The organism is Bradyrhizobium sp. BR 10289 (assembly GCF_019455385.1).
In the GTDB taxonomy this organism is placed as follows: Bacteria; Pseudomonadota; Alphaproteobacteria; order Rhizobiales; family Xanthobacteraceae; genus Bradyrhizobium.
Map to the genome: position 1 here is coordinate 405,243 of NZ_JACOFR010000004.1, position 11,990 is coordinate 417,232.

The following is an 11,990-nucleotide window of genomic DNA, read 5'->3' on the forward strand; positions in this document are numbered from 1 at the left end:
CCCGGCCAGCCTAAGTATCATTACTGAGGTCAGGACGACTTGACTTAAGTCAGGACGACTTGGCTTCGTCCGACATGAGAGCCGCAAGCCGCGCCTCTTCCTCGGGCGTGAGCGGCGGAGCCGGTACGTCTGCACCGCTTCGCGCCCGACGCCGGATCTGCAGCCACAGCGCAACGCCGCCGCCGATCAGCAGCAGCGGCGCGAGCAGCCACAACGCCATGGTCTGCCGCTCGAAGCGCGGCTTGAGCAGCACGAACTCGCCGTAGCGCGCGACGAGGAAGTCCAGCACCTGCGAATTGCTGTCGCCGGCCGAGATGCGCTCGCGCACCAGCAGACGCAGGTCGCGCGCGAGCGGCGCATCGGAATCGTCGATCGACTGGTTCTGGCAGACCATGCAGCGCAGCTCGCGCGACAGCTCGCGCGCACGGGCTTCCTTTGCGGGATCCGACATGATCTCGTCGGGCTGCACGGCGTGCGCTGCCGGCACGGCCAGCAGCACGAGTGCGACGATCGCGGCCATCATCCGGCGCATCAGATCACTCCGCCGGCTGCAGGCGCTGTCTGGCCCGCGCCGGCTTCGGCGCGCCGACGCGCAGGCGGCGGTCGGACAGTGACAACACGCCGCCGAACGCCATCAGCACGGGGCCCCACCAGATCATGAGCACCAGCGGCTTGTGATAGATGCGCACGGCGATCGCCCCTTCCGCAGTGGCATCGCCAAGCGAGATATAGAGCTGACTTGCGCCGCGCGTCAGCAGCGCGGCCTCCGTGGTCGAGGAGCCGCGCGTGGTAAAGCTGCGCTTGGACGGCGACATGACGCTGATCGTCTCGCCATCGCGGCTGACGTTGAACTCGGCGATCATCTCGCGGAAGTTCGGCCCCTGGCGCGAAAACAGGCCGTCGAGCTTGAGATCGTAGCCGGCGACATGGGCAACGTCGTTCTGCTTCATGGTCGCGATGTATTCGCTGTTCCAGGTGGTCTCGCAGACGATGCCGATCAGCGCGACGCCGAGGCCGGCATGCGCGAACGCCGTGCCCCAGGCCGAGCGCGGCAAGCCGCGGGCGCGGTGCATGGCCGTCGCGAACGGCAGACGGATGAGGCCGGTCCGCTCGACGATGTCGGTGATGCTGCCTGCGATGACGAAGATGCCGAGCCCGATCGCGAGCGGCGCCAGCGTCGCGCCGCCGCTGGTCCAGCCCCAGACGATGGCCACCGCAACGAGCCCGGCGACACCGGCGGCGAGCAGCCGCTGGGTGACGCCGAGCAGATCACCGCGCTTCCACGCCAGCATCGGCCCGAACGGCACTGCGATCAGCAGCAGCGCGAACAGCGGCACGAAGGTCAGGTTGTAGAAGGGCGCACCGACCGACATCTTGAAATCGGCCATCACCTCCATCGCCAGCGGATAGAGCGTGCCGAACAGCACGACCGCGCAGGCGACGGTGAGCAGGAGATTGTTCAGCACCAGCGCGCCCTCGCGCGAGATCGGCGCGAACAGGCCGCCCTGCTTCAGCGAGGTCGCGCGTCCCGCGAAAAGCGACAGGCTGCCGCCGATGAACAGGCAGAGGATCAGGAGGATGAACACGCCGCGGGTCGGATCAGTGGCGAAGGCATGCACCGAGGTGATGACGCCGGAGCGCACCAGGAAGGTGCCGAGCAGCGATAGCGAGAAGGTCAGGATCGACAGAAGAATGGTCCAGACCTTGAGCGCATTGCGCTTCTCCATCACCAGCGCCGAATGCAACAGCGCGGTGCCGGCGAGCCACGGCATCAGCGAGGCGTTCTCGACCGGATCCCAGAACCACCAGCCGCCCCAACCGAGCTCGTAATAGGCCCAGTACGAGCCCATCGCGATGCCCAGCGTCAGGAAGATCCAGGCGACCAGCGTCCACGGCCGCACCCAGCGCGCCCAGGCCGCGTCGATACGGCCTTCCATCAGCGCCGCGATGGCGAAGGAGAACGAGATCGAGAAGCCGACATAGCCGAGATAGAGCATCGGCGGGTGCACGGCGAGGCCGATGTCCTGCAGCACCGGATTGAGATCGCGTCCCTCGATCGGCGGATTGACGATGCGCAGGAACGGGTTCGAGGTGATCAGGATGAAGAGATAGAAGGCACTGGCGATCCAGGCCTGCACGGCGAGCACATGCGCGCGCAGCGACAGCGGCAGATTGTTGCCGAATGCCGCGACGAGGCCGCCGAACAGCGCCAGGATCGACACCCACAGCAGCATCGAGCCTTCATGGTTTCCCCATACGCCGGTGATCTTGTAGAGCAGCGGCTTCATCGAGTGGGAATTCTCGTAGACGTTGGCGACGGAGAAGTCCGAGTTCACATGCAACGTCACGAGCGCAACGAACGAGGCACCGACGAACAGCAGTTGCGCCAGAGCGGTCGAGCGCGCGACGTTCATCAGCGCGGCGTCGCGCAGGCGCGCGCCGATCAGCGGCACGATGGACTGGATCAGCGCCAGCGCGAGCGCCAGCACCAGTGCGTAATGTCCTGATTCCGCGATCACCGCACCGCTCCCTGCGGGTTGCCCTGCGCCGTCGTCGCCGCAGGTTTTGCACCACCAGAGGCTTGCGCGCCGTAATCGTCCTTCCAGTGGCCCTGCTTCTTCAGGGCATCGGCGACATCCTTGGGCATGTAGGTCTCGTCGTGCTTGGCGAGCACGGTGTCGGCCTTGAACACGCCGTTGGCATCGAGCGCGCCTTCGGCGACGACGCCCTGCCCCTCACGGAACAGGTCGGGCAGGATGCCCTTGTAGGCGACCGGCAGCTTGGCGCCGCCGTCGGCAACTTCAAACGTCACCGCGAGGTTGTCGCCGCGCTGGAGCGAGCCCGGCTGCACCAGGCCGCCCAGACGAAAGCGCTTGCCGGGCGCGACGTGCTTCTCAGCAACCATCGTTGGCGTCGAGAAGAACACGATGGAGTCGCGCAGCGCGTTGAGCACCAACGCCGCCGCAAGCGCGAGCACGGCGAGCGAGCCGCCGATGATGGTCATACGTCGCTGCTTGCGCGTCATGGCGTATCCGTTCCTTGCCCGTCTCTTCGCATCATCCATCGAGCCCGAGCGTCTTGAGGCCTTCGTTGAGCTGCTTCAGCCGCGCGGCATCGTTGGCCACGGCCTGTCGGGCATCGCCGGACGCGCCGACCGCCTTGTCGCGATCACCCATCACGAGATAGGCGCGCACGAGGCGCAACCAACCCTCGACGTCGTCACCGTTCTGCTTGAGGCGCGTGGCGAGACGCTCGACCATGCCGCGCACCATCGCGTTGCGATCGCCCTCGTTCATGTCCTTCGAGGCGGCGATCGTCTCATCGGACAATGCCGGCATTGTCACGCCGCCGCCACCGACCCGCGCCAGCGAGGATTGCACCAGCGGACGCCATGGCGCATCCGCCGGCGCTTTGGCCAGCAGCGCGCGCCAGATGTTGGCGGCATCGTCCTTGCGGCCGTCCTGCTCGGCGGCAAGGCCGAGGAAGTAGTTCGCCTTGGGATCGTCGGCATTGAGCGCATGCGCGCGCTCGAATTCAGTCTTGGCCTCGGCGGTCACGACGCCGCTGGCGGCAGCCGCGATGGCCTCGCCGAGATCGGACCTGCGCTCGGCGCTCTCGCCATTGTAGGTGATCGAATTGCGATAGGCGCGCACCGCATCGTCGAAGCGGCCGAGCCGTTCCAGCACGGGCGCAAGCACGTTCCAGCCGCGCCCATCGGTCGGATTTTTTTCCAGATGTTGCTCGACCTGCACGACGAGGTTTTCCAGCGACTGCGCCATGCCGGAGCCCGCGCCGCGCTCGCGCTGCGCCAGCGGAAAATCGCGCAGCAGGGGCGAGCCGAGCGGCATGTAGACGCCGATCGCGACCAGCGGCAGCCCGACCAGCGCCACCACGGCCGCCGCGCGGCGCCATTTGAGGCTCGACTTCGGCTCGGATGCGGGCTCGCTGCCGGCCGCGGCGAGCAGCCTGCGGCTGATCTCGACACGCGCGGCCTCGGCTTCAGGTTGCGCGATCAGCCCTGCGGCGAGATCACGCTCGATCTCGGCGAGCTGGTCCTTGTAGACCACAACCTCGCTGCCTTGTTCCTGCATGCGCGCGCCGCGGCCGAGCGGCCAGAGCACGGCGAAAATCGCCGCGACCGTCATCAGCGCGAACACGAACCATAGCGTCATCTGGCAAGCTTCCGGCAGCGCGCGAGCCGCGCCCATAGCTGGCTTTACACCACGGCCGGACGATGCGGCAATTGAGAATTGTCAATTCGGCGCGAGCGCACACAGGCCCGAAATGATGAAAATCCAACGGCTTAGCCGATTTCGAAGTCGGTACTTTGTGCGGCGTCCTCGCCGTGCCCGTTGAAGGCCTTCAGGAAGTACGTTCCCGGCGCGATGGCATCAGGCAATCTGATGCGGAGCGCTCCGACCGGAACAGGCGATGCAACCCTGGTGACAGTCTCGGGCAGTTGCCGACCGCTCGCTTTCTCGACCAACACCACCTTCGCGCCGGTCATCAGCCGTTGATATTTGGCGATAATGACACGGTTCTCGATTTCGATGGAACTGATAACGGGTTTCATGCGCCTGCAGATAGAAATTCCAAGAGCTTGCACGCGACCGTAGGGCTCGCGCCCGGCAGCGTCAACCTCAAATTGTGATCACAAAAATATGCGATTGAATCAGCCAGCGCGCGACGATTTGCGCTCGCCGGTCGCTGCGTTCTCCGCGGCGCGGCTCATCAACGAGGCATAATCATCGCCGAACAGCACCTGACAGAAGCGAATCGCGGCCTGCACCTGCTGCTGGCGATAGGTGCGGACCTTGTGATCGGCCGCGCGCAGCGACTGCACCAGCTGCTCGGTCGAGCGTTCGACATACTGCTGGAGGTCGGAATAGGTGCGCAGCGTGACCTCGTTGATCGCAAGCTCGCTGGCGTAATTGCGGCAGATCGCCACGAAATCGATCAATGCCGCGGCTTCCTCGACCTCGGTGCTGTCGATCCGCGCACCCGGCGGAATCTCCTTCTCGGGCCGTTGGCGCAGGATGCGGCGGACGCGGCCGGGGACACTGTCGATCTCGGATTGCAGCGCGTTGGAGATGTCGGCGCGGATCGAGGTCAGCTGCTTGCCCCAGACGGAATCGTTGCGCAGGTCGAGTTCCGTGCGCAGGCCGCGGACGCCGTCATGCAGCGCCTTGAGATTGTCGGCGACGGTGTCGAAATGGCCGCGCTTGATGTCCGTGCGCAGGATGGCGGCGAGGCAGGACAGATCGTGCAGGGCCATGGTGACCGCGACGCCGTAAGGCGTGGCGGCAACGCGGATCTCGTCGTCGGAGGCGGCAATCTTGATGGCGAGGCGGATGATCTGCCACGGCGCGGTCATCCGCTGCACGACCATCGACAGAGCGAAGGGCAGCATTTGCGGCGTCTGGAGCACGGGGATGTTGAGCGCAGACGTCACCGAGGCGATCTGGGGGTCGCCGAAAGCGCGCAGGAAGCGCGGCAGCTTCTCGTTCAGGGTGGCGATCGCCTCGCGGACGGAGAGCACGGCTCCAACCGAATAGAGGTCCTCGATCACGCTGGGCGGGCCGACGCGGGCGAGCGCGCGCGATTTGTCGCCGCCGCCGGGCCCGGTCAGCGCGAAGATCGCATCCGCAGCCACGGCCTGGAGCTTTTGCGCGAGGGCCTCGACCTGGCCTGCACTGTCGGCCGGCATGCGCGCCAGCGCCGTCTCGAATTCACTGATCTTGTCCGGGGCACCGTCACGGCCGAGCCATTGCCAGATCGGCTGGAGCGAGGAGCGGCGGATCTGCCCAACCCGGAGCGGGGCGCCCGCCTCGACCAAGAACGGTTCCAGCACCTGGAACAGCAATCGCGACAGGTCATCGGTGCGCGGTGGAGGGGCTTCGTCGGCTTCGGTCTTGCGGACGATCTTGCGCAGCTGCTCGAGCACGAGGGTCGCCACAGCCGTGTCCTGACCGCGCTCGAGCGCGCGCTCGAACTCCCGCATCAGCAGTGCCTGCGACTGCGGCGGGAGCTGCGCGAGATATTCCCTCAGCCGCTCGATCGATGTCTGGCTCATGCGCCCGGGTTATGCACGGTGAAGTGGCGGACATAGGATGTGTCCGGCGCGATCATAGGTGGCCGCGCCTTAAGAAGCCGTTGAGGACGTTGGCCGCAATACCCCCGTTTTGCTCCGGATCGGCGCCCAGCGGAGCAGATAACCCCTTGGGAACAGGGGATTATATTCCGGGAAGCACCAGCTCGGCCCGCAGGCCCCCGATCGGCGCGCCACTGAGCGAGAGGCTGCCGCCATAGAGCGCGGCAAGGTCGGTGACGATGGACAGGCCCAGCCCCGAGCCGGGTTTGGACTCATCCAGCCGCTGACCGCGGCGGGAGACCTGAGCGCGCTCCGCCTCGGACAGGCCGCGGCCGTCATCGTCCACGACGATCCGTAAGCGCGGGCCGGCCCCCGCCTGCTGCGGCGGCTCGACCAAAACCTCGATAAAGACACGGGAGGCCGCCCATTTGCAGGCATTGTCGACGAGATTGCCGACCATCTCCTCCAGATCCTGCCGCTCGCCGCGGAATTTCGCCGACGGATCGGCCTTGGCCTCGACCATGATGCCGCGGTCGCGGTGGATCTTCTCCATGGTCCGCCGCAGCGCCTCGATCGGGGGCGCGACGTCCGTGACAGTCGCAACGACCGACACGCGGGCGGCGATGCGCGCGCGCTCGAGGTGGTGGGCGACCTGATCGCGCATCACGTCGGCCTGCTCCATCACCTTCTCCGCGAACGGATCGGCTGCATGCGCGCTGGCCTCGTTCACGATCACCGAGAGCGGCGTCTTGATCGCATGGGCAAGATTGCCGACATGGGTGCGCGCGCGCTCGACGATCTCGCGATTGGCGTCGATCAGCGCGTTGGTCTCGCGCGCCAAAGGTGCGATCTCGACCGGGAATTCGCCCTCGAGCCGTTCCGCCCGCCCTGATCGGATATCAGCGATGGATTCCGAGATGCGCTTGAGCGGCGCAAGGCCGAAGCGGACCTGGAACACGGTGGTCAAAAGCAGCACGATGCCGAGCGCGGTGAAGGTACCGCCGAGATAGTAATCGAAGCTGCGCGTCTCGTCGAAAATCTCGGTGTCGTCGCCGGCGACGCTGACCAGGAACTTGCCGTCGGCGCCGAGATCGACGGGACGCTCGACCATCCGCAGATTCTGCCCTTCCGGCCCGTCGACATAGGCGAGCCGAATGCCGGCGGCGGTGAGCTCGGCGCCCTGCTCCTCCAGCTTCGGCAGCTTCTTGTCCCAGAGCGAGCGCGAGGAGCGCACCTCCGGCTTCTCGGTATCGGTGCGCGTGATCTGCCAGTACCAGCCGGACAGCGGCAGCTCGAACAGGGGCTCGCCGAGCGACTGGAACTGACGGTCCGGCGGCTCGTCGGGGGTCGCGACCTCGGCGATGAGCGTGCGCAGATAGAGGTTGAGCCGGCGGTCGAAGGCGCGCTCGGTGGCGTTCTTGTAGACCGAGGACAGCACCACGCCGGTGATGGCCAGGATCACCACGAGCCACGCCGTCGCCGAGAGGAACAGTCGGTTGGCGAGCGAGCTGGCGGGCATCGAAATGATTCCGGAGACTCGGGGCGGCATGGCGTCGGCGGTCATGACGCGACCAAGGCCCCTGTCCGGCCGCTCGTCAAGCCCGGATCCGTCAAGCCCCTGCTGGCGGCGGGGTCAGAAGATAGCCGAGGCCACGGACGGTCTGGATGATGTCGACATCCAGCTTCTTGCGGATACGGCCGACGAACACCTCGATGGTGTTGGAGTCGCGGTCGAAGTCCTGGTCGTAGAGATGCTCGACCAGCTCGGTGCGCGAGACGACGCGGCCGGAATGGTGCATCAAATAGGCCAGAAGCCGATATTCGTGCGAGGTCATCTTGACCGGATTGCCTGACACGCTGACCCGGCCGGTGCGGGTGTCGAGCGTGACGGGGCCGCAGGAGAGCTCGCTCTGGGCATGGCCGGTCGAGCGGCGCAGCAGCGCGCGGATGCGCGCCAGCACCTCCTCCAGATGGAACGGTTTTGCGACGTAATCGTCGGCGCCGGCATCGAAGCCCTGCACCTTGTCGCTCCAGCGGTCGCGCGCCGTGAGGATCAGCACCGGCATGGTGCGGCCGTTGCGGCGCCAGGCTTCCAGCACCGAGATGCCGTCCTTCTTGGGCAGGCCGATATCGAGCACGACGGCGTCGTAGGGCTCGTTGTCGCCGAGATAGTGTCCTTCCTCACCGTCGAAGGCGCGGTCGACGACGTAGCCGGCGTCGGTCAGCGCCTTGGTGAGCTGGCGATTGAGATCGGGGTCGTCCTCAACAACGAGCAGGCGCACGCTTCTCTCCAGAAATAGGCCTTATGAACACCGCACCAGATGAGCAATTCCGGCGTGAACTGAATATGAACGCGGGGAACTGCCGGCGTTACTTTTTGGTCATATACGATTTGTTCGTCGCGAACGCGACTGCGCCCGCCAGGCCATCGGACGAGCCGGCGGCATGGCGGGCGCAATGTGCCGCGCAAGGCGGCGAGGCGGAAGGTCCGCCCTTCCCGTTTTGGTTTGCTTGGGTCGGCCGTCAGGTCCGGAAGAACACGAACCAGATGACGGCGAGGATCAGGACCGCAAGGCCGGTCGAGACGGCGAGCAGCGCCGCCACGGACGGGCCGGGTTCGCCCTGGCGCGCCTCGGTTGCAGTTTCGACGACCTGATGCTGGTCTCGCGTGGTTGCCATGGGGACCTCAATCTGTGGCTGTCGCCTTCGACGGGCCGCGACATCCTCGCGACCTTGTGTCCTGAGCCAACGCCGGATCCGATTTGATGTTCCGGCTTTCGGGGCTGGATCAGCCCAAACTGCGGGGGTCAGCGACTGGTTAACGCAGTTGCAAGATTCCAACCGAACCTGTGTATGATTCGGTGTTCCCCGATGGTATCCTCATAAGTCGGTCCCTGTTGCGTTTGGAGTAGCCCATGGCCCCCCGCGCCAATTGGAAGGGTTTTCTGCGTCTGTCGCTCGTGACCTGTCCGGTCGCGCTGTATCCGGCCACTTCGGATACCGAGAAGGTCTCGTTCAACCAGATCAACCGCAAGACCGGCCACCGGATCAAGTATCTCAAGGTCGACGCCGAGACCGGTGACGAGGTGACCTCCGAGGACATCGTCAAGGGCTACAAGGTCGACGCCGACACCTATATCGAGGTCACCAAGGACGAGCTCGACGACATCGCGCTCGACTCCACCCACACGATCGAGATCGACGAGTTCGTGCCGAAGGCCGACATCGACAGCCGCTATCTGATCCGCCCCTATTATCTCGTGCCCGACGGCAAGGTCGGCCACGACGCCTATGCGGTGATCCGCGAGACCATCCGCAGCATGGACAAGGTCGCCATCGGCCGCGTGGTCCTGACCAACCGCGAGCACATCATTGCGCTGGAGCCGCTCGAGAGCGGCCTGATGGGCACGCTGCTGCGCTATCCCTACGAAGTCCGCAGCGAGCAGGAGTACTTCGACGACATCCAGGACGTGAAGCTGACCAAGGACATGCTCGACCTTGCCAAGCACATCGTCGAGAAGAAGTCCGGCGCGTTCGAGCCCGAGCTGTTCGAGGATCATTACGAGACCGCGCTGATCGACCTCATCAACAAAAAGCGCTCGGGCGCGCCGATCGCGGCCAAGGCGACACCCAAGAGCGGCGGCAACGTCATCAACCTGATGGACGCGCTGAAGAAGAGCATCGCGAACGAGAAGGACGCTACGCCTGCGGCGAAGGTCGCTCCTGCGAAGGGCAAGAAGCCGAAGAAGCGCGTCGAGGGCCAGCGCGAGATGCTGCTGCCGATCTCCGGCAAGGCCGGCAAGGAAGTTGCCGCGAAGGCCGCGCCCGCACCGAAGAAGGCCGCCGACAAGCCGGTGCGCACGACCGCGCGAACGAAGAAGGCCGGCTAGCAGCGCACCGTTCGATCGCGCAATGATCTCTTCCCTCGCCGGTCGACCGGACTGACATGCCTTGGTCGGCGGCATTCGACGATCCCATCTCCCTGCCCGGCGGGCGCAAACTGCGGACGCTGCAACAGGCCGCCGATCACATCGTGCAGTTGCCCGAGGATGCGCAGCATGTGGGCCATTGGCAGACCGCGATCGAGACCCTGATCAACGCGGCCGAGACCGGCGGCGGCTGGATGATGTTCGCCCGCATCGCGATGCTGCGCGCGCTCAACGCGGACGCTCGCCGCAAGTAGCCTCAACAATCCGTTAAGCGACACACCTGTTGTCGGGGGCTGTCTATCACCGGCGCGGCGCCACGTCGTCCGACGTGACCGAGGACCAGCACCTCGCCGACAGCGCGCTCGGTGGCCGCACGTGGTGAGCTATCTGGTCGGCCGCCTCGCCGACATGCTGGAACGCGCCGGCAAGACTGCACCGGGACGCACGAGCAAGTCCTGACGAGGACAACGTCGAATCCGGCAGAATTGGGTGACGAAACCTTAAGTCAACGAATGGCAACATATAAGGCCTGAGGTCGGGTCCGCCCCACCTGCATCTTGGCGCGTGCACGCGCCCGAAGAGTTAGTGAATCAATTTACCATTCCGAAGACGGCACCAGCCTGCGTTGGACGAATGAACAGGAGTTGACGATGGCTTTGCTCAGGTCCTTCTTCGCCGATGAAAGTGCAGCCACCGCTATCGAGTATTGCCTGATCGCCGCCGGCATCGCGCTTGCGATCGTCACGATCGTCAACAACACCGGCAGCGCCCTCCTCAATAACAAGTTCAACTCGATCGACGCGGCCACGAAATAGGCGACGGTCCGAGGCGCCGGTCTGCCGGCGTCGCCTCCACAAACGCGTCATTTCGAGCGGGCGGCGCTTTGCCCCGCCCCGTTGGCTCCATCCGCGCGACGGTGCTATCAATCGCTGAGCCACAGTTGCTCAAGGAATGCGGATGAGAAGCACGACGCTATTGGCGCTCAGTCTCATGGTCGTCAGCGCTTGGCCGCCGGGCGCGCGCGGACAGACGGCGCCACCGGTTTCGATCGCTCCGCCCAATGCCTCTTCACCGCATGCGGGCGCAAAGACGTCCAGAAATCCGCCGGCAGCGGCCGGCAGAGAGACTTCGACGCCTCTGATGGGCGTGACGGCGCCGGCGCCGAATTCCGCCGCCGACTACGACGGCTTCAGCGCCGTCGACGACAGCGATACCCCAAGTCAGGTGACGCCGCCCGCGAGGTCACACGCCACCAAGGGCGCCAGCACCAATCCGGATACGAAGGGCACCGCGGCCCAGCAGTTGATCGATCAGGAAGACGAGGCGTTGAAGCGAAGGCTGTCGATCTGCCGGAACTGCAAGTAGGACATCGGCCGCCGGGACCTCTCATGCCTTCATGCCTTGCGGCTGGTCCATCGCTCCTGCGGTGCATCCGCCCATGTGGTGCCGAGGCCAAGCATCGTGATCCAGGTCTCAGCCAGCCTGCCATCCGCGATGCGGTAGGCTTGCATGCCGGCACGGCTGCGCGTCTCGCCGGTCGTGGAATCAGGCCAGGCAAATGCAAAGCGGAACCAGGCGCGATCGGCCGTTAAGGAGTGGTCGTAGACCACGACGCGGATTCCGGGGCGGTCTTGGTGAACTGACCGCAGTTCGCTGGTGTATTCGTCGCGGGTCACAGTCCGGTCGCCCCTTTCGTCGTGACGGACGTAATGCGAGCCAACGCAGTCGGCGATCAGGTCATATTGAGCTTCGTGCCAGACCCGTTCCCAGCGATCGAAAAGATCGCGCACGCTGTCAGTCATGTCACCTCCGAACATTTTCCCGGGAATCCCGCGCTACGTTGCAAAACTCCTGCCGAAACCCGAACCTGGACCAGGCGATCGCGCATCGCGGCGTCCTGCATGCCTGCCCCGCCGTTGACGCGCCGGGCCGTACTTTACGGTTTCCCGTTTTCCTGATCCTCTCTCCCC

14 protein-coding genes are annotated in these 11,990 nt (G+C 65.5%); 4 read left to right on the plus strand and 10 right to left on the minus strand.

Annotated elements, in window-relative coordinates:
* Nucleotides 1–49: 49 nt before the first annotated feature.
* From HYH08_RS10765 to HYH08_RS10805, 9 genes are all read right to left on the minus strand, one after another.
* Nucleotides 50–532: a cytochrome c-type biogenesis protein gene (locus HYH08_RS10765; protein ID WP_220009748.1), complete on the minus strand. Its 483-nt coding sequence runs from the start codon at nucleotides 530–532 to the stop codon at nucleotides 50–52.
* A gap of 4 nt (nucleotides 533–536) precedes the next feature.
* Nucleotides 537–2,519, minus strand: coding sequence for a heme lyase CcmF/NrfE family subunit (locus tag HYH08_RS10770; RefSeq protein WP_220009749.1), 1,983 nt, complete (start codon nucleotides 2,517–2,519; stop codon nucleotides 537–539).
* The gene (gene ccmE / locus HYH08_RS10775) at nucleotides 2,516–3,025 is read right to left on the minus strand and encodes a cytochrome c maturation protein CcmE (RefSeq protein ID WP_220009750.1); all 510 of its coding nucleotides are present in this window, start codon (nucleotides 3,023–3,025) and stop codon (nucleotides 2,516–2,518) included. The genes HYH08_RS10770 and ccmE overlap by 4 nt, the downstream gene beginning before the upstream one ends.
* A 31-nt stretch (nucleotides 3,026–3,056) precedes the next feature.
* Entirely contained in the window at nucleotides 3,057–4,172 is a 1,116-nt protein-coding gene (gene ccmI, locus HYH08_RS10780; RefSeq protein WP_220009751.1) for a c-type cytochrome biogenesis protein CcmI, read from the minus strand.
* 131 nt (nucleotides 4,173–4,303) lie between these two features.
* Nucleotides 4,304–4,573, minus strand: coding sequence for a hypothetical protein (locus tag HYH08_RS10785; RefSeq protein ID WP_220009752.1), 270 nt, complete (start codon nucleotides 4,571–4,573; stop codon nucleotides 4,304–4,306).
* Nucleotides 4,574–4,672: 99 nt separating this feature from the next.
* Nucleotides 4,673–6,073, minus strand: a complete 1,401-nt coding sequence (locus HYH08_RS10790) for a hypothetical protein (protein ID WP_220009753.1) — start codon at nucleotides 6,071–6,073, stop codon at nucleotides 4,673–4,675.
* Between the two features lie 160 nt (nucleotides 6,074–6,233).
* Entirely contained in the window at nucleotides 6,234–7,610 is a 1,377-nt protein-coding gene (locus HYH08_RS10795; protein ID WP_220009754.1) for an ATP-binding protein, read from the minus strand.
* Between the two features lie 91 nt (nucleotides 7,611–7,701).
* Nucleotides 7,702–8,373: a response regulator transcription factor gene (locus HYH08_RS10800; protein ID WP_129269371.1), complete on the minus strand. Its 672-nt coding sequence runs from the start codon at nucleotides 8,371–8,373 to the stop codon at nucleotides 7,702–7,704.
* A gap of 241 nt (nucleotides 8,374–8,614) precedes the next feature.
* Complete coding sequence (locus HYH08_RS10805; RefSeq protein WP_220009755.1) at nucleotides 8,615–8,770, minus strand: hypothetical protein; 156 nt, start codon at nucleotides 8,768–8,770, stop codon at nucleotides 8,615–8,617.
* A 236-nt stretch (nucleotides 8,771–9,006) separates the two neighbouring features.
* Here HYH08_RS10805 and ku point away from each other — a divergent pair, with 236 nt between their 5' ends.
* The 4 genes from ku (at nucleotide 9,007) to HYH08_RS37780 (ending at nucleotide 11,385) form a co-directional block, all read left to right on the plus strand.
* Nucleotides 9,007–9,981 carry a non-homologous end joining protein Ku gene (gene ku / locus HYH08_RS10810; RefSeq protein WP_220009756.1) on the plus strand — a complete coding sequence of 325 codons (975 nt, stop codon included), beginning with the start codon at nucleotides 9,007–9,009 and terminating at the stop codon, nucleotides 9,979–9,981.
* A gap of 56 nt (nucleotides 9,982–10,037) precedes the next feature.
* The gene (locus HYH08_RS10815) at nucleotides 10,038–10,274 is read left to right on the plus strand and encodes a hypothetical protein (RefSeq protein ID WP_220009757.1); all 237 of its coding nucleotides are present in this window, start codon (nucleotides 10,038–10,040) and stop codon (nucleotides 10,272–10,274) included.
* A gap of 396 nt (nucleotides 10,275–10,670) precedes the next feature.
* On the plus strand, nucleotides 10,671–10,835 hold the full coding sequence (locus HYH08_RS10820; protein ID WP_220009758.1) for a Flp family type IVb pilin: 165 nt from the start codon (nucleotides 10,671–10,673) through the stop codon (nucleotides 10,833–10,835).
* A gap of 325 nt (nucleotides 10,836–11,160) precedes the next feature.
* Nucleotides 11,161–11,385: a hypothetical protein gene (locus HYH08_RS37780; protein ID WP_349631412.1), complete on the plus strand. Its 225-nt coding sequence runs from the start codon at nucleotides 11,161–11,163 to the stop codon at nucleotides 11,383–11,385.
* Nucleotides 11,386–11,414: 29 nt separating this feature from the next.
* Here the strand turns inward: HYH08_RS37780 and HYH08_RS10830 are convergent, their stop codons facing one another.
* Entirely contained in the window at nucleotides 11,415–11,822 is a 408-nt protein-coding gene (locus HYH08_RS10830) for a nuclear transport factor 2 family protein (protein WP_220009760.1), read from the minus strand.
* Nucleotides 11,823–11,990: the final 168 nt, after the last annotated feature.

Bases quoted from the DNA above. Each gene is read 5' to 3' on its own strand.
- HYH08_RS10785 (WP_220009752.1), bottom strand. From the start codon at position 4,573: ATGAAACCCGTTATCAGTTCCATCGAAATCGAGAACCGTGTCATTATC.
- HYH08_RS37780 (WP_349631412.1), top strand. From the start codon at position 11,161: ATGGGCGTGACGGCGCCGGCGCCGAATTCCGCCGCCGACTACGACGGC.
- HYH08_RS10790 (WP_220009753.1), bottom strand. From the start codon at position 6,073: ATGAGCCAGACATCGATCGAGCGGCTGAGGGAATATCTCGCGCAGCTC.
- ku (WP_220009756.1), top strand. From the start codon at position 9,007: ATGGCCCCCCGCGCCAATTGGAAGGGTTTTCTGCGTCTGTCGCTCGTG.
- ccmE (WP_220009750.1), bottom strand. From the start codon at position 3,025: ATGACGCGCAAGCAGCGACGTATGACCATCATCGGCGGCTCGCTCGCC.
- HYH08_RS10765 (WP_220009748.1), bottom strand. From the start codon at position 532: ATGCGCCGGATGATGGCCGCGATCGTCGCACTCGTGCTGCTGGCCGTG.
- HYH08_RS10795 (WP_220009754.1), bottom strand. From the start codon at position 7,610: ATGCCCGCCAGCTCGCTCGCCAACCGACTGTTCCTCTCGGCGACGGCG.
- HYH08_RS10805 (WP_220009755.1), bottom strand. From the start codon at position 8,770: ATGGCAACCACGCGAGACCAGCATCAGGTCGTCGAAACTGCAACCGAG.
- HYH08_RS10830 (WP_220009760.1), bottom strand. From the start codon at position 11,822: ATGACTGACAGCGTGCGCGATCTTTTCGATCGCTGGGAACGGGTCTGG.
- ccmI (WP_220009751.1), bottom strand. From the start codon at position 4,172: ATGACGCTATGGTTCGTGTTCGCGCTGATGACGGTCGCGGCGATTTTC.
- HYH08_RS10820 (WP_220009758.1), top strand. From the start codon at position 10,671: ATGGCTTTGCTCAGGTCCTTCTTCGCCGATGAAAGTGCAGCCACCGCT.
- HYH08_RS10815 (WP_220009757.1), top strand. From the start codon at position 10,038: ATGCCTTGGTCGGCGGCATTCGACGATCCCATCTCCCTGCCCGGCGGG.